Source organism: Streptomyces wedmorensis (assembly GCF_000716445.1).
GTDB classification, from domain to species: domain Bacteria; phylum Actinomycetota; class Actinomycetes; order Streptomycetales; family Streptomycetaceae; genus Streptomyces; species Streptomyces wedmorensis.
The window spans coordinates 99,162-117,391 of sequence record NZ_JNWK01000024.1 but is presented as its reverse complement, the minus strand read 5'-3'; the positions used below and the strand labels follow the sequence as shown (position 1 = coordinate 117,391).

Here is an 18,230-nt window from a genome sequence, read left to right as displayed (position 1 = left end):
GGCCGGAGCCGGTGGGGTGGCCGGGGCCGGTGGGGTGGCCGGGGCCGGTGGGGTGGGCAGGAGGGCGTCGGTGATGCGGGAAGGGGTGGGGCGGTGTTCGGCGGTCATGCCCGTCCCCCTGCTCGTGTCCTGCTCGTGTCGACAATGCCCGCCACTCTACGGGCTGTTCCCCACCGCGCGGGAACCCAGGGGCTACCCACCCGTAAACCTGTCTGGCAAGCTCGGGCCATGACTCCGCGTGCCGCCGACCGGGCCCGTTACGACCGGGCCACCGCTGAACTCGACGCGCCGGTGGCGATCGTCGACCTGGAGGCCTTCGACGCCAACGCGGCGGACCTGGTGCGCCGGGCCGGGGGCAAGCCGGTGCGGGTGGCGAGCAAGTCCGTGCGGTGCCGGGCGCTGCTCGAACGGGTGCTGGCGCGGGAGGGCTTCGCGGGGATCATGTCGTTCACGCTCGACGAGTCTCTGTGGCTGGCCCGAGCCGGGTTCGAGGACGTGCTGCTCGCGTACCCGTCGGCGGACCGTTCCGGGTTCGGGGAGCTGGCGCGGGACCCGAAGCTGGCGGCCGCCGTGACGGTGATGGTCGACGACGTGGCGCAGCTCGATCTGATCGACGCCTCCCGCGCGGGCGGGACGGAGGAGGTCCGGGTCTGCCTGGAGCTGGACACGGCGCTGCAGCTGCTCGGGGGGCGGATAAGGGTCGGTGCCCGGCGCTCCCCGCTGAGGGAGCCCGCCCAGCTGGCCGAGCTGGCCCGTTCCGTGGTGCGGCGCCCCGGTTTCCGGCTGGTCGGGATCATGGCGTACGAGGGGCACGTGGCGGGTGTCGGGGACGCGGTCGCGGGCCGGCCGCTGCGGTCGCGGGCGATCCGGCTGATGCAGTCGGCCGCGCGCAAGGAGCTCGCGGACCGCAGGGCGGCCGTGGTGCGGGCCGTCCGGGCGGTGGCGCCGGACCTGGAGTTCGTGAACGGCGGCGGCACCGGGAGCGTGCAGCACACGGCCGCCGAGGACGCGGTGACCGAGATCGCCGCCGGTTCGGGGCTCTTCGTACCGCGCCTCTTCGACAACTACACGTCCTTCAACGGCCGCCCGGCCGCGCTCTTCGCCCAACCGGTGGTCCGCCGCCCCGGCGTCGGCGTGGTGACGGTGCTCGGCGGCGGCTACCCGGCGTCGGGTGCCCCCGGGCCGGACCGGCTGCCCGTCCCGTACCTCCCCGAGGGCCTGCGGTACGACTCCCAGGAGGGTCCCGGCGAGGTGCAGACCCCGCTGCTCGGCTCCCCCGCCGACGATCTGCGCATCGGCGACAAGGTCTGGTTCCGGCACGCCAAGGCCGGGGAGCTGTGCGAGCGGTTCGACAGCCTGCACCTCGTCGAGGGCGACCGCGTCACGGCGACCGTGCCCACGTACCGCGGCGAGGGGATGACGTTCCTCTAGAGCGGGGGTTAGAACACCGTGTCCTGCTGGTCCGGTACGACGCTGCCGTCGGGGCGTCGGACCGGCTGGGGGGTGCCGTCGGTCGCCGTGTAGCCGGTGGTGGCGCAGGGGTAGGGAGCGGGCTTCTGTTTCCTGGGCTCGATGAACATGGGGTTGACGATCCAGCGGCCGTCGCCGTTGTCGTAGGCCCGGCACATGAGTTCGTTCTTGTTGCGGTTGAGGACCAGGCGCAGGCCGGTGGCGTCCCGCAGGAAGGTGACGTCGGTGTCGGAGTCGCCGGCGGCGAAGACCTGGCGGCGGGCGGCGGGCTGGACGCGTTCGGCGGCGGGGCCGCGGACGCCGAGGACGTCCTGGTTGATCCAGCAGCGCTTGCCGTCGATGTAGGTGATCATCGTGTCCTCGCCGTCCCGGACGGTGCCGCAGCCCTTGAGGTGGCTGGTGAGGCGGCCTTGGTCGGTGGTGTTGCGGATGCCGAGGGTGTGGGAGGGGTCGACGCCGACGCCCTTCGCCCAGACGTCGACGACGGGTTCGGGTGAGGCGGAGACGATCCGGACGTCGAACCCGGCGCGCTGGAGGGCGCCGATGAGGTCGCGCTGCTGCTCGTAGTAGCGGACCCAGCCGGTGACGCGGGAGGTGCCGACCTGCTGGGTGGCGCCCTGGGGGGCGGCGAGGTTCTCGGCGCGGGCCGCGGCGGCGAAGGATTCGACCTGGCGAGTGGTCCAGCCGTGCAGGAGCTGGGCGAGCCAGGCGTACTGGGGCTCCATGCGGCGGTGGTCGTGGCCGGTGAAGGCGGTCTTCCCGCCGGTGGTCGTGCCCGATCCGTACACGGCGAGCAGTTCGTCGGCGCAGTCCGTGTCGGTGGCCGTGGGGAGCGTGCGCACGCCGGTGGGGCAGGCCTCGCCGAGGGCGGTCGCGGCCTCGGGGGTGAGGTGGCGACTGGTGGTGGACCAGTCGCCGGCGCGGGGCGGGCGTATCCGGTCGTTGCGGAGCAGCCAGTAGAAGGTGGCGTCGCCGACGTCGTTCTTGACGACGGTGTTGTCCCAGTCGAAGACCGCGAGCGGCTTGCGGCCGTCCTCGTCGTGGCAGTGGTCGGCGATCAGCGCGTCGATGCGCGCCTTGTTCTCGCCGTACCAGCCGTCGGAGGTCTTCAGGGTGGGGCATGCGGCGGGGCCGGCCTCGGCGGCCGCGGGGAGGAGGCCGGTGGCGGCGAGGGCGAGGGCGGCCGCCGCGGCGGAGGCGCGGAGTTTGTCGTTCATGGACGTTCTCCTGGGGGTGCGCGACAGCCGGGCGCCTTGCGACGCCCGGCTGTCGGGTGGGGGGGGGAGGGGTGGCGGCGGCGAGGGCCTAGAGGGGGGTGACGTACGCCCCGGAGATGCCGCCGTCGACGAGGAAGTCGCTGGCGTTGACGAAGGAGGAGTCGTCGCTCGCGAGGAAGGCGACGGCGGCGGCGATCTCCTCGGCCTCGGCGAAGCGGCCGACGGGGATGTGGACGAGGCGGCGCGCGGCCCGCTCGGGGTCCTTGGCGAACAGTTCCCGGAGGAGCGGGGTGTTGACCGGTCCGGGGCAGAGGGCGTTGACGCGGATGCCCTCGCGGGCGAACTGGACGCCGAGTTCGCGGGACATGGCGAGCACGCCGCCCTTGGACGCGGTGTAGGAGATCTGGCTGGTGGCCGCGCCCATGATCGCGACGAAGGAGGCGGTGTTGATGATGGAGCCCTTGCCCTGGCGGCGCATGTAGGGCAGTGCCGCCTTGCAGCAGAGGTAGACGGAGGTGAGGTTGACGTCCTGGACGCGCTTCCACGCCTCGAGGCCGGTCTCCAGGATGGAGTCGTCGTCGGGGGGCGAGATGCCGGCGTTGTTGAAGGCGATGTCGACGGAGCCATAGGTGTCGAAGGCGACCTTGAAGAGGTTCTCGACCTCCTCCGGGTCCGTGACGTCGACCCGGACGAAGATGCCGCCGACCTCCTCCGCGGCGGCCTTGCCCGCGGTCTCGTCGATGTCGCCGCAGACGACGTGGGCGCCCTCGGAGGCGAGGCGGCGGGCGGTGGCGAGGCCGATGCCGCTGCCGGCTCCGGTGATGACGGCGGTGCGGCCGACCAGGCGGCGGCAGATGATCTCGTTGCTCACAGTGCGGGGCCTTCCGTGCTGATGAAGACGTTCTTGGTTTCGGTGAAGGCGGTCAGGGCGTCGGGGCCGAGTTCGCGGCCGAGGCCGGACTGCCGGTAGCCGCCGAACGGGGTCCAGTAGCGGACGCTGGAGTGGGAGTTGACGGAGAGGTTGCCGGCCCGGACGGCGCGGGAGGCGCGCAGGGCGCGGCCGACGTCCCGGGTCCAGATCGAGCCGGACAGGCCGTACTCCGTGGCGTTGGCGAGGCGGATCGCGTCGGCCTCGTCCTCGAACGGGAGAACGACGGCGACGGGGCCGAAGATCTCCTCGACGGCGCAGGGCGCGTCCTCGGCGAGGCCGGTGAGGACGGTCGGCGGGAACCAGAAGCCGGGGCCCTCGGGCGCCTTGCCCCGGATGCCTTCGAGGTCGTCGGTGACGTAGGAGCGGACGCGGTCGAGCTGGGCGCGGGAGATGAGCGGGCCCATCTGGGTGCGCTCGTCGGCGGGGTCGCCGACGACGATCTCCTCGATGGCGGGGGTGAGGAGCTCCAGGAAGCGGTCGTACGCGCTCCGCTGGACGAGGATGCGGGTGCGGGCGCAGCAGTCCTGGCCGCTGTTGTCGAGGAAGGACATCGGGGCCGCGGCCGCGGCGGCCTCCAGGTCCGCGTCGGCGAAGACGATGTTGGGGCTCTTGCCGCCGAGTTCGAGGGTGAGCCGCTTCACCTGGTCGGCGCACTTGGCCATGATGCCCTTGCCGACGCGGGTGGAGCCGGTGAAGACGATCTTGGCGATGCCGGGGTGTTCGACGAGGGCGTTGCCCGCGACCGGGCCGGTGCCGGGGAGGACCTGGAAGAGGCCCTCGGGAAGGCCGGCCTCCAGGGCGAGCTCGGCGAGGCGCAGCGCGGTGAGCGGGGTCGTCTCGGCGGGCTTGAGGAGGACCGCGTTGCCGGCGGCGAGGGCGGGTGCGGTGGCCCAGGCGGCGATCGGCATGGGGAAGTTCCAGGGGGCGATGACGCCGACGACCCCGAGCGGTTCGAGGATGGTGACGTCGAGGCCGCCGGCGACCGGGATCTGGCGGCCGTTGAGCCGCTCCACTCCCCCGGCGGCGAAGTCGAGCAGGTCGCGGACGTTGCCTGCCTCCCAGCGGGCGTTGCCGATGGTGTGCCCGGCCTCGGTGACCTCCAGGCGGGCGAGCTCCTCGACGTGGTCGTCGACGACGGCGGCGAAGCGGCGGAGCAGCCGGGCGCGGTCGGCGGGGGCGGCGGCGGCCCAGCCGCGCTGGGCGGTGGTGGCGCGGGCGACGGCGGCGTCGACGTCGGCCGGTGTGGCGGCGGGGACGGTGGCGACCGGCTCCTCGGTCGCCGGGTTCAGTACCTGGAGCAACTCTTTCCTCTCGGTGGCGTTCGTGCGGCGGCGTCGGGTCAGTGGCGTTCGAAGGAGCGGCGCAGTTCCCAGTCGGTCACCGCGGCGTCGTAGGCGTCGAGTTCGACGCGGGCCATGTTGCGGTAGTGGGCGACGACCTCGGCGCCGAAGGCGGCCTTGGCGATCTCGCTGGTCTCCCAGAGTTCGGCGGCCTCGCGCAGGGTGGTGGGGACGTGCGCGTACTCGGCGGTGTACGCGTTGCCGGTGCAGGGCGGGGGCAGTTCGAGGCGCTGCTCGATGCCGTACAGGCCGGCGGCGATCAGGCCGGCGACGGCGAGGTACGGGTTGACGTCGCCGCCGGGGAGGCGGTTCTCGAAGCGGGTGGAGCGGCCGTGCCCGACGATCCGGAGGGAGCAGGTGCGGTTGTCGTGGCCCCAGGCGACTGCGGTGGGCGCGAAGGAGCCGGGCTGGAACCGCTTGTAGGAGTTGATGTTGGGGGCGTAGAGGAGGGAGAAGTCGCGGAGGGCGGCGAGTTGTCCGGCTAGGAAGTGCCGCATGGTCTCGGACATGCCGTGCGCGTCGTCGCCGGCCATCACGTTCTCGCCGGCCGCGTTCTGGAGGGAGAGGTGGATGTGGCAGGAGTTGCCCTCGCGCTCGTTGTACTTCGCCATGAAGGTGAGCGAGTAGCCCTCCTGGGCGGCGATCTCCTTGGCGCCCGTCTTGTAGACGGCGTGCTGGTCGCAGGTGACGAGGGCCTCGTCGTACTTGAAGGCGATCTCGTGCTGGCCGGGGTTGCACTCGCCCTTGGCGGATTCCACGGTGAGTCCGGCGCCGGTCATCTCGTTGCGGATGCGGCGCAGCAGGGGCTCGATGCGTCCGGTGCCCAGGACGGAGTAGTCGATGTTGTACTGGTTGGCGGGGGTGAGGTCGCGGTAGTTCGCGTCCCAGGCCTGCTCGTAGCTGTCCCGGAAGACGATGAACTCGAGTTCCGTGCCGACGTGGGCGGTGAGACCGAGCTCGGCGAGGCGGTCCAGCTGGCGGCGGAGGATCTGGCGGGGCGCGGCGACGACCGGGGTGCCGTCGCCCCAGGCGAGGTCGGCCGTCACCATCGCGGTGGCCTCGTTCCAGGGCAGCCGGCGGAGGGTGGTGAGGTCGGGGTGCATCGCGAAGTCGCCGTAGCCGCGGTCCCAGGAGGACATCTCGTAGCCGTCGACGGTGTTCATCTCGGTGTCGACTGCCAGAAGATAGTTGCAGCCCTCGGTGCCGTGGCCGAGGACCTCGTCCAGGAAGAACGGTGCGGCGAACCGCTTGCCCTGGAGCCGTCCCTGCATGTCGGGGAAGGCCAGGACGACGGTGTCGATCTCGCCGCTCGCGACGAGGGCGCGCAGCTCCTCGACGGTGAGCGGGGGTGTGCGGACTGCCACGGGATTGCTCCTCCTTCGGCCTGCCGGGAGTCATAAGGTATTGCCGAAGACCATTGCTTGGGAAGTGTTGGAGAAGGGGAAACGAGAACGTGGCCAGTACGAGTGAATCGGCGGACCGGCTGACGCCCGTGCTGCGGCCGGTGCGGGCGGGCAACGGCTTCGAGGAGGCACTGGAGCAGATCCTCCAGGTGGTGCGGCTCGGGCTCGTGCCCGGCGGCGAGCGGCTGCCCGCCGAGCGGGAGCTCGCCGACCGGATGGGGATCAGCCGGGTGACCCTGCGCGAGGTCCTCAAGGTCCTCCAGGAACAGGGGCTCGTGGAGAGCCGGCGCGGCCGGTACGGCGGAACGTTCGTGCTGCCCCGCGTCCAGACCGCCGACGAGGACGAGCTGCGCCGCCGGATCGCCTCGGTCGACATGGAGGACACCCTGCGCTTCCGTGAGGTCCTGGAGGTGGGGGCCGCCGGGCTCTGCGCGGCCCACGGCCTCGACGCGGCGGGCGCCGAGCGGCTGCGGACCGCCGTGACGGCGACCCGGGACGCCCCGCTGGCCGATTACCGCCGCCAGGACACCCTGCTGCACCTCACGCTCGCCGAGCTCTCCGGCTCGCCGACGCTGACCGCCCAGTACGCCGCCGTCCGGGCGACGGTGAACGACCTCCTGGACTGCATCCCCCTGCTCGTACGCAACCTGGAGCACTCCCAGCACCAGCACACCGCGCTGGTGGAGGCGGTGCTCGACGGGGACGCGGACGCGGCGCGCGAGGTGATGCGGGAGCACTGCGCGGGCACGGCGGCGCTGCTGCGGGGGTTCCTGACGTGAGCCCGGCGCCCCCGGGGGCGTAACCCGAAAGTAACGCACGGGGGTTGCGCTCCCCCGTCGGCCACCGCAAAGGTATGGCTCCAATCCATTGGGCCCGTTGCGGGGAGCTGACGCTGCCATGACGCTCGAAGACACCACCGGGGGCACCGCCCCGCCGAAGGACGACTATCTGGAGCGCCGGGCGCTGCGCCGCGGCAGCGCGGGCTGGCTGCTCCTCACCGGGCTCGGCGTCGCGTACGTCGTGTCCGGGGACTTCTCCGGCTGGAACATCGGCCTGTCGAAGGGCGGCTTCGGCGGACTGGCCGTCGCCACCGTCCTGATGGGCGCCATGTACGCCTGCCTGGTCTTCGCACTCGCCGAACTCTCCGCGATCCTGCCCACCGCCGGTGGCGGTTACGGCTTCGCGCGCCGGGCGCTCGGCACCTGGGGCGGGTTCCTCACCGGCACCGCGATCCTCATCGAGTACGTCCTCGCGCCCGCCGCGATCTCGATCTTCATCGGCGACTACGTCGAGTCCCTCGGCCTCTTCGGGCTCGAGTCGGGCTGGCCGGTCTACCTGGTGTGCTTCGCGCTGTTCATCGGGATCCACCTGTGGGGCGTGGGCGAGGCGCTGCGCTTCAGCCTGATCGTCACGGCGATCGCGGTCGCGGCCCTCGTCGTCTTCGCGCTCGGCGCGCTCACCGACTTCCACGTCGACGGCCTGAACGACATCCCCGTCGACGGCGAGGCCTTCGGATCGAACTCCTGGCTGCCCTTCGGCCTCCTCGGGATCTGGGCCGCGTTCCCCTTCGGCATGTGGTTCTTCCTCGGCGTGGAGGGCGTGCCGCTCGCCGCCGAGGAGGCGAAGGACCCGGTGCGGTCGATGCCGAGGGCGCTCGCGATCTCCATGGGGATCCTGGTGCTTCTCGCCGTCGTGACGTTCCTCGCCGCCACCGGTGCGCGCGGCTCGGCGGCCGTCCAGGAGGCCGGAAACCCGCTGGTCGTGGCGCTGCAGGGCGACGGGGAGCCGACGGCGCTGAGCCGGTTCGTGAACTACGCGGGGCTCGCGGGCCTGGTCGCCTCCTTCTTCTCCCTCATCTACGCCGGATCGCGCCAGCTGTTCGCCCTCTCCCGGGCCGGGTACCTGCCCCGGTTCCTGTCCCTGACCAGCCGCCGCAAGTCTCCGTACCTGGGGCTGCTCATCCCGGGCGCGATCGGCTTCGCGCTCGCCGCCGGGACCGGGAACGGGGCGCGGATGCTGAACATCGCGGTGTTCGGCGCCACCATCTCGTACGCGCTGATGGCGCTCTCCCACATCGTGCTGCGGCGCCGGGAGCCGGGGCTGCACCGGCCGTACCGCACGCCCGGGGGAATCGTGACCTCGTCCGTGGCCTTCGTCCTCGCCCTGTCGGCGCTCGTCGCGACCTTCCTGGTGGACCGGACGGCTGCGTTCATGGCGCTCGGGGTGTACGTGATCGCCCTCGCCTACTTCGCGTTCTACAGTCGGCACCATCTGGTGGCCGGCGCGCCCGAGGAGGAGTTCGCGGCGCTCGCCGCGGCGGAGGCCGAGCTCGAACGCGACTGACCGGAATCCGCTCCACCCCTCTGTCCGCACCTCTGGAGGAAGCACGTGTCCAAGCCGCTCATCGGCGTGACCACCTATCTGGACCAGGCCCGCTGGGGCGTGTGGGACATGGAGGCCGCGCTGCTCCCCGCCCGCTACCCGGGGCTCGTCCGGGAGGGCGGCGGGCTCGCGGTGATGCTGCCGCCGGACGGACCGGAGGCCGCCGCGGCGGTCGTGGCCCGGCTCGACGGTCTGGTCGTCGCGGGCGGGGCGGACGTCGAGCCCGTACGGTACGGGGCCGAGCCCGACCCCCGTACCGGCCCGCCCGCCCGCGCCCGGGACGCCTGGGAGCTGGCGTTGATCGACGCGGCGCTGGCGTCCGGCACCCCGCTGCTCGGGATCTGCCGGGGGATGCAGCTGATGAACGTGGCGCTCGGCGGGACGCTCGTGCAGCACCTCGACGGGCACGTCGAGGCGGTCGGCGTGATCGGCCGGCACGCGGTCAAGCCCGTGCCGGGCACCCTGTACGCCTCCCTCGTGCCCGAGCTCGCCGAGGTCCCGACCTACCACCACCAGGCCGTCGACCGGCTCGGAACCGGTCTCACCGTCTCCGCGCACGCGGAGGACGGCACGGTGGAGGCGGTCGAACTGGCCGCCCCGGCCTGGGCCCTCGGCGTGCAGTGGCACCCGGAGATGGGCGAGGACCCGCGGGTGATGCGGGGGCTCGTGGAGGCGGCGCGGGCACGACGGGCGGTGCCGGTCCCGGGGGCGAGTGGGCCCGTCGACGCCCTCGTCAGCGCGCCGGTGCCGTGAGCGGAGTCCAGGTCGACGGACCTGCCGTGCAGGGCCCGCCGTCGTGGACCAGGAGGCGCCGCTCCGCCGGGTCGACCGCGACCGTGGCGAGCGTGGCCCACCGGCTGCCGAGCGTCCCCTCGGCGGGGGCGTGGCAGCAGACCTCGGCGCCGTCGTCGCGGTGGGCGGCGAGCAGCTTCACGAGCGCCTCGGGGTCGAGCGGCCCGGGGTGGCCGAGGACCCGCCGCGTGAGCAGGCGGTGCCGGTCGTACGTCTCCGGTTCCCTGCGCCCGCGCAGTTCGCCGGCGGTGAGCGACGGGTCCAGGAAGTGGTTGGTGCGGGTCAGCCAGCCCCGCTCGTCGGGCTCGACCACCGCCGAACCCGCGGGGGCGAGTTCCACGGAGGCCGCCCGGTCGGCCGTCACCACGGTGATGACCGTGGAGGCCGAGACGGGGGCGCCCGTGAGGATCCCGACCGCCTCCGCGAACGACCCTGCGGTGCCCAGCACCTGACGGGCGACCAGGTGGACGGGGACGCCGGTGGCCGCGTCCTCCGCGTGGCCGAGGATGTTGAAGAGGACGCCCACCCCGGCGTCGTTGACACCGATCTTGGCGAGGATGCCGTGCTCGGTGATCCCCGCGAACCCCTGGGCGTCGCCGGTCACGGTCTGGAGGTGCCAGGCCCCGGCCAGTTCCTCATGCCAGTCCCAGCACTGTCCGCCGGTGGTCCGGAGGCCGGTCCGGACGAGCGTCGAGCACTCGCCGGCGCGGGGCGCGCCGGCCTCGGCGAGGATCTCGGTGCGCGCGTTGAGCGCGACGACCGTCCAGAACGGGAGTCCCGCCCCCTCGGCGACCCCTTCCATCTCCTCCACCAGCTCCGGCGCCCACGCCCGGGTGGCGTCGGCGGTGCGCAGGGCGAGGGCTCGCACCTCCAGGGAGCGGGCGGCTCCGGAGATCCCGGCGCTTGCAACGCTTCCTGCGCTTCCTGCGCTTCCTGCGGCGACGGTCGCGAAGAGTTCGTCGTAGACGCGCCACGCGCGCGCGATGGCGGCGGCGGCCCGGCGGCCTCGGTCCTCGCCGCGGCGCCTCGGGGTGTCCCCGGTGATCCGGAGGACCGTACGGCCGGTCACGCGCGCGTCCGGGCGGCGAGGGCGGTGCGGTCGTTGCGCATGAGGACGGCGTAGAGGACCGCGGAGACGACCATGCCGACGGGGAGGGAGAGGTCGACGCCGTCGAGGGCGGTGGCGATCGGGCCCGTGTAGAGGGTGTTGACGCAGAGGGAGGCCGCGGTGACGCCCACGACGACGGCGAGGGCGCCGGCCGGGTTGACGCCGGCGGTGTACCAGAAGGCGCTGCCGGGGGTCTCGTCCGAGAGCGCGCCCCCGTCGTAACGGCAGCGGCGCAGCACGATGTCGGTGGCGTAGACGGCCATCAGGGGGCCGATGAGGACCACGATCACCTGGAGGGCGTTGCTGACCGTGTCCAGGAAGTTGGAGACCAGCAGGCCGTAGAGGGTCAGGGCGACGGCGGCGGCGCCGTCGAAGAGCACGCTGACGGTCCGGCGGATGCGCAGGCCGACGGCCTGGAGGGCGAGGCCCGCGCTGTAGGCGGTCAGGGCGTTGATGGAGATCGTGCCGAGGACCAGGGCGAGCAGGAAGACGGGGGTGAACCAGCCGGGGAGGATCGTCTGGAGCGCCGTCTGCGGGTCGGTCATGTCGACGGCGGTGGCCGCGAACGCGCCGAGCGAACAGACGACGACGCTGGGCAGGAAGGCGCCGAAGGCGGTCCAGCCGATGATCGCCTTCTTCGAGGACGTCCGGGGCAGGTAGCGGGAGAAGTCGGCGCTGGTGGTGTACGACAGCGGGCCGGAGGCGATCATCGTGGTGCCCGCGAGCAGGAGCCCCCAGAGCTCGACGCCTTCGAGCTTCGTGGCGGGGGCGTACGAGAAGTCGGCGTGCCGGAAGACGGCGAACGCCACCACGGTGAAGATGCCGGCCAGGATCAGTGTGATCGGCAGGTAGAGCTTGATGATCAGTGCGTGCCCGTAGACGCTGATGGCCAGGGTGAGCGCGGCGATGACCACGATGACGGCCACCTTGACGGGGGTGTTCGCCGTGATGCCGGTCTTCTCGACGAGCGCGAAGGCGGCGGTGGCCGCGGCGGCGAGGTTGAGCGCGAAGTAGCAGACGGAGACGAGCCAGCCGCCGATCGCGTTGTTCACACGGTTGCCGATGACGCCGTACAGGGCGCGGGTGATCACCTCGCTGGGCGCGCCCGCCGCCGGTCCGGAGGTGGCGAGGAGACCGGTGAACAGCCAGAACAGGTTGCCGACGACGATCACGGCGACGGCCTGCCACAGGGTGAGGCCCATCAGGACGAGGGCGCCGCCGATGACGAGGCTGAGGTAGTTGACGTTGGCGGCGGCCCACACGGAGAAGAGCTCGCGGGGGTGTCCGTGGCGTTCGCCGTCGGGGATGTGGTCGATGCCGTGGGCCTCGATGCGGCCGGGCCGGTCGGTGGCCGACGGGGCGACCCGGGCGCCCTCGGAGCGTGGGAGCGGGTCGGGAATCGTGGAAGCCATGCGGCCCTCCGGATGCGTGTGGTGCCCACCTGGTTGCTTATTGGTCGCACACTCAATAGCATCCCGGGTATGTCGTCAAGCGTCCAGCGCAAGCGAATTCGGAAATCCCCGGAAGCCCGACGGGCCGAGATCGTGGAGACCGCGGCCCGCGTCGCCCTGACGGAGGGGCTCGAGTGCATCACCCTCCGTCGGATCGCCGACGAGCTCGCCGTGCGGCCCGGTCTGATCAGCCACTACTTCCCCTCGGCGGAGGACCTGGTGGCCGAGGCCTTCAGCGTGGCCTCCACCGGCGAGCTCGACGCCCTGCTGCCCGCCGAGCGGCCGCACGGCACCCCCACGCAGTACCTCGCCCGCTACTTCGCCCTCTCCGCCGGCGACGCGTACGACGACATCAGCCGTCTCTGGATCAACGCGCGCCACCTCAGCCGCTACCGGCCCGTCCTCCGCGACCGCGTCGCCGAGCAGGAACTCGCCTCCGACGACCGCCTGCAGGCGGTCATCCAGGACGGCGTCGACAGCGGCGAGTTCCGCACCGACGACCCGCGCGCCGCCGCCATCCAGATCCTCGTGGTCATCGACGGCCTCGGCGCCCACGCCAGCACCGACCGCAGCAACCGCCCCGAGGCCGTGACCCGCATGGCCGTCACCACGGCGGAACGCGTCCTCGGCCTGCCGTACGGAGCCCTGACCGAGGTCCCGGCCCTCACGGAGCCGACTCCGGCCCGCGCGGAACCGACGCCGACCGTGGACTCGCCGGATCCTTCGTAGTCCGCGGGTCCGTCGGATCCTTCGTAGTCCGCGGGTCCGTCGGATCCTTCGTAGTCCGCGGGTCCGCCGGATCCGTCGTAGTCCGCAGGTCCGTCGGATCGAGCGCCGTCGCCCCACCTGCCCCCGCCCTCCCCTCCCCCCTCCCCCGTTTCCGCACCCCTGGAGCCCCCGTGCGCACCCGACTCGTCCTGCTCTCCGCCCGTCTGCTCGACCCCGGTACGGGGGCTTTCCTGCCGGAGACGGCGCTCGCCGTCTCCGACGACGGCCGGATCGCGGCCCTGGGCGACGACCGTGAGATCCGGGCACTGGCCGGTCCGGCCACGACGGTCGTCGACCTCAAGGGGGCCGTGGTCACGCCGGGGCTCGTCGACGGGCACGTGCACCCGGTCTCGGGCGCGGAACTGACGCACGGACTCGACCTGTCGTACTGCGCCGACCTCGACGACGTACGGTCGGCGCTCGCGCGGGAGGCCCGGTCCCTCGGGCGCGGCGAGTGGCTGTTCGGCTGGGGCCTCGACCCGAACGTCTTCGGCGACCTGCCGATGGGGATCGCCCCGTTCGACGCCGTACTGGACGGGATCCCCGCCTTCCTGCTGCTCTTCGACGCCCACTCGGCGCTGGCCAGCCGCCGCGCGCTCGAACTCGCCGGGGTCGACGGACCGCGCACTTTCGCCCAGGCGTCGGCCGAGGTCGTCTGCGACGCGGCGGGGCGCCCGACGGGCCTCCTCCAGGAGGACGCCGCCTGCGAGCTCGTCGAGCGGGTCGCGCCGCGCCCGACGCGCGAGGAGAGCCGCGAGCGGCTCGCCGCGGCGCTGCGCTCCATGGCGGCGGCCGGACTGACCGGCGGGCACGCGATGGACGCGAACGGCGAGAGCCTCGCGCTGTACGGGGACCTCGACGCGGCCGGCGACCTGCCGCTGCGGCTGCGGGTCGCGCCCTGGTGCCAGCCGGGCACCGACGCGGACGGCGTGCGCGGCCTGATCGAGCAGCAGGGCACGGGCGGGTCGCTGTGGCGGGTCGCGGGCGTGAAGCTCTTCATGGACGGGACCGTCGACAACGGCACGGCTTGGCTGGAACGCCCCGACTGCCACGGCGAGTCGACGCACGCGTTCTGGCCGGACCCCGCCGCGTACACCCACATCGTGGGCGAGCTGCACCGGGCGGGCGTGCCCACCGCGACGCACGCCATCGGCGACGCGGCCGTCCGGCACGTCCTCGACTCCGTCGCCAAGGCCCAGGCATCGGGCGGGGCCCCCGACGGGGTGCGGCACCGGGTCGAGCACATCGAGACGGTGCCGGACGACACCCTGCGCCGCTTCGCCGAACTCGGCGTCCTCGCGTCGATGCAGCCCACCCACTGCTGCGACTTCACCCGAGCCGACCACACCGACAACTGGTCGCGCCGCCTCGGCGAGGAGCGCGCCTCGCGCGCGTGGCGCTGCCGCGACCTCGCGGACTCCGGCGCCACCGTGGTCCTCGGCTCGGACTGGCCGATCGCCCCCTTCCCGCCGCTCGGCGTGATGGCCGGCGCCCGCCACCGTCGCCCCAGCCGCGACCTCGCCCAGGCGCCGCACGGGCCCGAGCAGGCTCTCACCGCCCTTGAGGCGCTGCGCGGCATGACCACGGCGCCGGCCTACGCCGCCGGTGAGGAGCACGAGGCGGGCCGCCTCGTTCCCGGCTACCGCGCCGACCTGACGGTCCTCGCCGCCGACCCGCTGACGACGCCGTCGACGGACCTTCCGGACGTCCCCGTCCGCCTCACGGTCGTGGACGGCCGGGTGACGTTCCGCGCGGCGGACCTCTGACGGGGCCGTCACCGTGCGGGCGCCACGCTCGCGCCCGGTTCGCGGGAGAGGGCGCGGGGTCAGCTCCTCGTCAGTGACAGCAGGTCACGGGCCGGGCCCGTGGGGCGGTGGCCGGCGGGCCACACCGCGCGGAGGTCGCGGCGGAGGAGGACGCCGTCCACCGGGATGGCGACGAGGCGGCGCGAGGCCAGCTCCTCGGTGATCGCGAGCTCGCTGAGGACGGCGGGCCCCGCCCCGCTCACCGCGGCGGCCTTCACCGCGGTGGTGGAGGCGAGTTCGAGGAGCGGCTGGGCGAGGCCGCCGTGGCCGGAGAGCGCCGCGTCGAGGACCTGCCGGGTGCCTGAGCCGCGTTCCCGCAGGACGAGCGGGGTCGCGGCGAGTTCCGCCGGGTCGAGGGGACCTCGGCGGCGGGCCCAGGGGTGGGAGGGGGCGACGACGAGGACGAGCCGGTCGTGGGCGACGACCACCCCGTCGAGGCCGTCCGGCACGGCGAGGCCCTCGACGAAGCCGACGTCGGCGTCGCCCGCGAAGAGGCGTTCGGCGACGGCGGCCGAGTTCCCGGCCTGGAGCGACACGGCGGTGTCCGGGCGCTGGGCGCGGAGCGCGATCAGCCAGCCCGGCAGCAGGTACTCGGCGATCGTCATGGACGCGGCCACCCTGAGCCGCGAGTCCCGGCGTCCGCGCAGCGCCTGCGCGCCCACGTCGAAGGCCTCCGCCGCCTCCACGATCCGGCGGGCCCAGTCGGTCACGAGCGCGCCCGCGTCGGTGAGCCGCGAGCCGCGCGGCGAGCGGTCGACCAGGGCCACCCCGAGCTGCCGTTCCATGGAACGGATCCGGCTGCTCGCGGCGGGCTGGGTGATCCCCACCTCGCGGGCCGCCGCGCCCAGGCTGCCGTGCCGGGCGACGGCGAGGAGCAGTTCGAGCGCACCGAGGTCCGGCACCCGGTGGGAGAGGTGACCCCGCGGCTCACCGCCGTGCTCCGCCTGGGCCTCGCGCGCACCTCGGCGCCCGTGCGCCCCCTGTCCCCCGTCGGCCGCTCGTGGCCCGCGCGTCTCCCTGCTCATAAAGCCAGCTTATGACGTCATAGCCGCATGATCCCTGGTGGGGGCGGCGGAAGGGGACGACGGTGGGGGCATGGCAAGCCTCGCAACACCACGCTCGGCCCCCCGTCCGGTCCTCCGCGCCACCACCCCCGGCGCCCGGCCGGCCGGCCCGGCCCGTTCCGTCCGTCACCTCGGACCCAACTGGTACGCCTCCGTGATGGGTACGGCGATCGTCGCCAACGCGGGCGCCACGCTGCCGGTGGACGTCCCGGGTCTCCGGACGGTCTGTGCGGCGGTGTGGGTGCTGTCGCTGGTGATGCTGTCCGCCCTGGTCGGGGCCCGTGCGCTGCACTGGGCCCGGCATCGGGACCAGGCCCGCGCCCACCTCCTGGACCCGGCCGTGGCGCCGTTCTACGGGTGCCTCTCGATGGCACTGCTCGCGGTCGGCGGCGGAGCCGTGATCGTGGGCCGGGACTGGATCGGACTCCCGGCGGCGCTCGCCCTCGACACCGTCCTGTTCACGGTCGGCACGGTAATCGGCCTGGTGGCCGCGGTGGCCGTCCCGTACCTGATGGTGGTGCACCACCGGATCGAGAGCGCGTCCCCGGTGTGGCTGCTTCCGGTCGTCGCGCCCATGGTCTCGGCCGCCCTCGGCCCGCTCCTCGTGCCCCATCTGCCCGCCGGGCAGGCCCAGCAGACCCTGCTGATCGCCTGCTACGCGATGTTCGGCGTCAGCCTGCTCGCGACCCTGGTGATGCTGCCGCTGGTCTTCGGGCGGCTGGTCACCGGCGGCCCGCTGCCGCTCGCGCTGACCCCGACCCTCTTCCTGGTCCTCGGACCGCTGGGGCAGTCGACGACCGCGGCGAACAAGTTCGCCGACGCGGCCCCGGGCGTGCTGCCCGAGCCGTACGCCCACGGCTTCGCCGCCTTCGCCGTCCTCTACGGGGTGCCCGTGATGGGCTTCGCGCTGCTGTGGCTGGCACTCGCCGCGGCGATGGTGCTGCGGGCCCGGCGGAAGGGCATGGGCTTCGCGATGACCTTCTGGGCCTTCACCTTCCCGGTCGGCACCTGCGTGACCGGCGCCGAGGGGCTCGCCCAGCACACCGGCCTCGCCGCCTTCCGGTGGCTCGCGATCGGCCTGTACGTGCTCCTCGTCGCGGCCTGGCTGGTGGCCGGATTCCACACCGCGCGCGGGCTGGTCAGCGGAGCGCTGCTCGCAGGTCCCGGGCCAGCGCCTGCGGGGCCTCGGCCAGCGACGGCCCGTACCAGGTGAGCAGGCGCCCCTCGACGAGCGCGGCGGCGGTCCCGGGGAAGGCCTCGGGGCCGTCGTCGGGCGTGAAGCGGTAGGGCTCGTCGGGCAGGACGACGAGGCCGGGGGCGGCGGCCCGGAGTTCGTCGAGCGGGATGCGCGGATAGCGCTCGGGGTGGTCGCCGTACAGGTTGCGGACGCCGAGCCGGGCGAGCAGGTCGCCGGCGAAGGTGTCACGGCCCACGACCATCCAGGGGCGGCGCCAGATGGGCACGACGGCGGTGAGCGGCGTTCCGTCCGGCGCGGGCCCCACCGGTGTCACGGCCTCCCAGGCGGCCTCGGCGTCGTCGAGCCAGCGGGGCCTGCGGGGTGCGCCGCACGCGGCGAGGACCCGTGCGAGCTCCCGCAGGCCTTGGTCGAGGGTGCGGATCTCGGTGACGAGGACCTCGATGCCGGCGGCGCGCAGCGCGTCGAGGTCGGGTGCCCGGTTCTCCTCCTCGTTGGCGAGGACGAGGTCGGGCCGGAGTGCGGTGATCGCCACGACGTCGGGGTTCTTGGTGCCGCCGATCCGCACGACGTCGAGGCCCGCGGGGTGGCTGCACCAGTCCGTCGCGCCGACGAGGACGCCGGGCAGGGTGACGGCGACCGCCTCGGTCAGGGACGGGACGAGGGAGACGACCCTCGGGCGGGCGCTCACTCCTCCTCGGCCTCGACGTGTTCGGCGACGGCGACGACGAGCAGCCGCGTGCCGGGCTCCGTGGCCCGCCAGCGGTGCCGCACCCCGCCGGAGAGGTAGAGGGTGTCGCCGCGGCCGAGCCGGTACGCGCGGCCCTCGGCCTCGACCTCGGCCGCGCCGTCGGCCACGTACAGCAGCTCGTCGTTGCGGTGCTGGAACTCGCGTCCGGCGTCCTGCTCGCCGGTGAACTCCAGGGCGTGCAGCTGGTGGCGGCCCCGGACGAGCTGCCGGATGCCGACGGGCAGGGCGGGGGCCTCGGGGCTTTCCCCGGACCGTACGACGTCGACGGTGCGGGAGGCCTCGGCGGCGGCCAGGAGTTCACCGGCCGTCGTCTCCAGGGCTCCGGCGACCAGTTCCAGGGAGCGGCGGCTCGGTCTGGCGCGGTCGTTCTCGACCTGGCTGAGGAAGGGCACGGAGAGGCCGCTGCGGGAGGAGACGACGGCCAGGGTGAGCTGGAGCGCTCTTCGGCGCCTCTTGACGGCCGCGCCCACGCGGGGTGATTCCTTCTCGTCCATGTCGGCTCCCTCCCTCGTACCTGTCGTGGTCCCTCGTACCGGTGTACCGGTCGGTTACC

General features: G+C 73.6%; 16 protein-coding genes. 7 read left to right on the top strand and 9 right to left on the bottom strand.

The window, feature by feature from the left end:
* Positions 1 to 228: 228 nt before the first annotated feature.
* Positions 229 to 1,431 carry an amino acid deaminase/aldolase gene (locus OO54_RS20590; RefSeq protein WP_033205041.1) on the top strand — a complete coding sequence of 401 codons (1,203 nt, stop codon included), beginning with the start codon at positions 229 to 231 and terminating at the stop codon, positions 1,429 to 1,431.
* Between the two features lie 8 nt (positions 1,432 to 1,439).
* Here OO54_RS20590 and OO54_RS20585 read toward each other — a convergent pair whose 3' ends face one another.
* From OO54_RS20585 to OO54_RS20570, 4 genes are all read right to left on the bottom strand, one after another.
* A complete protein-coding gene (locus OO54_RS20585; RefSeq protein ID WP_033205040.1) occupies positions 1,440 to 2,687 on the bottom strand; it encodes a haloacid dehalogenase-like hydrolase in 1,248 nt (415 codons plus the stop codon).
* A gap of 88 nt (positions 2,688 to 2,775) precedes the next feature.
* Positions 2,776 to 3,558 carry a 3-oxoacyl-ACP reductase gene (locus OO54_RS20580; RefSeq protein ID WP_017241725.1) on the bottom strand — a complete coding sequence of 261 codons (783 nt, stop codon included), beginning with the start codon at positions 3,556 to 3,558 and terminating at the stop codon, positions 2,776 to 2,778.
* Positions 3,555 to 4,919 (bottom strand): aldehyde dehydrogenase family protein, encoded by a 1,365-nt coding sequence (locus OO54_RS20575; RefSeq protein ID WP_033205038.1) that lies wholly within the window; start codon positions 4,917 to 4,919, stop codon positions 3,555 to 3,557. Before OO54_RS20575 ends, OO54_RS20580 begins: the two co-directional genes overlap by 4 nt.
* Before the next feature lie 38 nt (positions 4,920 to 4,957).
* The gene (locus OO54_RS20570) at positions 4,958 to 6,322 is read right to left on the bottom strand and encodes a glutamine synthetase family protein (RefSeq protein WP_017241723.1); all 1,365 of its coding nucleotides are present in this window, start codon (positions 6,320 to 6,322) and stop codon (positions 4,958 to 4,960) included.
* A gap of 89 nt (positions 6,323 to 6,411) precedes the next feature.
* Here OO54_RS20570 and OO54_RS20565 point away from each other — a divergent pair, with 89 nt between their 5' ends.
* From OO54_RS20565 to OO54_RS20555, 3 genes are all read left to right on the top strand, one after another.
* Positions 6,412 to 7,140 carry a FadR/GntR family transcriptional regulator gene (locus tag OO54_RS20565; RefSeq protein WP_017241722.1) on the top strand — a complete coding sequence of 243 codons (729 nt, stop codon included), beginning with the start codon at positions 6,412 to 6,414 and terminating at the stop codon, positions 7,138 to 7,140.
* A 118-nt stretch (positions 7,141 to 7,258) separates the two neighbouring features.
* Positions 7,259 to 8,704: an ethanolamine permease gene (gene eat / locus OO54_RS20560; protein WP_033205036.1), complete on the top strand. Its 1,446-nt coding sequence runs from the start codon at positions 7,259 to 7,261 to the stop codon at positions 8,702 to 8,704.
* A gap of 45 nt (positions 8,705 to 8,749) precedes the next feature.
* Positions 8,750 to 9,496: a gamma-glutamyl-gamma-aminobutyrate hydrolase family protein gene (locus OO54_RS20555; RefSeq protein WP_033205034.1), complete on the top strand. Its 747-nt coding sequence runs from the start codon at positions 8,750 to 8,752 to the stop codon at positions 9,494 to 9,496.
* Here OO54_RS20555 and OO54_RS20550 read toward each other — a convergent pair.
* Together OO54_RS20550 and OO54_RS20545 are read right to left on the bottom strand one after the other, a co-directional pair.
* A complete protein-coding gene (locus OO54_RS20550; RefSeq protein ID WP_051787047.1) occupies positions 9,477 to 10,604 on the bottom strand; it encodes a C45 family autoproteolytic acyltransferase/hydrolase in 1,128 nt (375 codons plus the stop codon). The genes OO54_RS20555 and OO54_RS20550 overlap by 20 nt on opposite strands.
* Positions 10,601 to 12,055: a purine-cytosine permease family protein gene (locus OO54_RS20545; protein ID WP_033205032.1), complete on the bottom strand. Its 1,455-nt coding sequence runs from the start codon at positions 12,053 to 12,055 to the stop codon at positions 10,601 to 10,603. The genes OO54_RS20550 and OO54_RS20545 overlap by 4 nt, the downstream gene beginning before the upstream one ends.
* 69 nt (positions 12,056 to 12,124) lie before the next feature.
* On the opposite strand from OO54_RS20545, the gene OO54_RS20540 reads away from it, so the two are divergent.
* Positions 12,125 to 12,823, top strand: a complete 699-nt coding sequence (locus OO54_RS20540) for a TetR/AcrR family transcriptional regulator (RefSeq protein ID WP_033205030.1) — start codon at positions 12,125 to 12,127, stop codon at positions 12,821 to 12,823.
* Positions 12,824 to 12,993: 170 nt separating this feature from the next.
* Positions 12,994 to 14,628 carry an amidohydrolase gene (locus tag OO54_RS20535; protein WP_033205028.1) on the top strand — a complete coding sequence of 545 codons (1,635 nt, stop codon included), beginning with the start codon at positions 12,994 to 12,996 and terminating at the stop codon, positions 14,626 to 14,628.
* A 59-nt stretch (positions 14,629 to 14,687) separates the two neighbouring features.
* Here OO54_RS20535 and OO54_RS20530 read toward each other — a convergent pair whose 3' ends face one another.
* Positions 14,688 to 15,692, bottom strand: coding sequence for a LysR family transcriptional regulator (locus OO54_RS20530; RefSeq protein WP_234439410.1), 1,005 nt, complete (start codon positions 15,690 to 15,692; stop codon positions 14,688 to 14,690).
* Between the two features lie 70 nt (positions 15,693 to 15,762).
* Here OO54_RS20530 and OO54_RS20525 point away from each other — a divergent pair, with 70 nt between their 5' ends.
* A complete protein-coding gene (locus OO54_RS20525) occupies positions 15,763 to 16,944 on the top strand; it encodes a TDT family transporter (RefSeq protein WP_033205025.1) in 1,182 nt (393 codons plus the stop codon).
* On the opposite strand, the gene OO54_RS20520 is transcribed toward OO54_RS20525, so the two are convergent.
* Positions 16,871 to 17,617, bottom strand: a complete 747-nt coding sequence (locus OO54_RS20520; protein ID WP_033205023.1) for a helical backbone metal receptor — start codon at positions 17,615 to 17,617, stop codon at positions 16,871 to 16,873. The genes OO54_RS20525 and OO54_RS20520 overlap by 74 nt on opposite strands.
* Positions 17,614 to 18,171 (bottom strand): helix-turn-helix domain-containing protein, encoded by a 558-nt coding sequence (locus OO54_RS20515; RefSeq protein WP_033205021.1) that lies wholly within the window; start codon positions 18,169 to 18,171, stop codon positions 17,614 to 17,616. Before OO54_RS20515 ends, OO54_RS20520 begins: the two co-directional genes overlap by 4 nt.
* Positions 18,172 to 18,230: the final 59 nt, after the last annotated feature.

What these genes read in the sequence shown, in the direction of transcription:
- OO54_RS20590 (WP_033205041.1), top strand. Translation starts at nt 229, where the DNA reads ATGACTCCGCGTGCCGCCGACCGGGCCCGTTACGACCGGGCCACCGCT.
- OO54_RS20585 (WP_033205040.1), bottom strand. Translation starts at nt 2,687, where the DNA reads ATGAACGACAAACTCCGCGCCTCCGCCGCGGCGGCCGCCCTCGCCCTC.
- eat (WP_033205036.1), top strand. Translation starts at nt 7,259, where the DNA reads ATGACGCTCGAAGACACCACCGGGGGCACCGCCCCGCCGAAGGACGAC.
- OO54_RS20545 (WP_033205032.1), bottom strand. Translation starts at nt 12,055, where the DNA reads ATGGCTTCCACGATTCCCGACCCGCTCCCACGCTCCGAGGGCGCCCGG.
- OO54_RS20540 (WP_033205030.1), top strand. Translation starts at nt 12,125, where the DNA reads ATGTCGTCAAGCGTCCAGCGCAAGCGAATTCGGAAATCCCCGGAAGCC.
- OO54_RS20530 (WP_234439410.1), bottom strand. Translation starts at nt 15,692, where the DNA reads ATGAGCAGGGAGACGCGCGGGCCACGAGCGGCCGACGGGGGACAGGGG.
- OO54_RS20525 (WP_033205025.1), top strand. Translation starts at nt 15,763, where the DNA reads ATGGCAAGCCTCGCAACACCACGCTCGGCCCCCCGTCCGGTCCTCCGC.
- OO54_RS20515 (WP_033205021.1), bottom strand. Translation starts at nt 18,171, where the DNA reads ATGGACGAGAAGGAATCACCCCGCGTGGGCGCGGCCGTCAAGAGGCGC.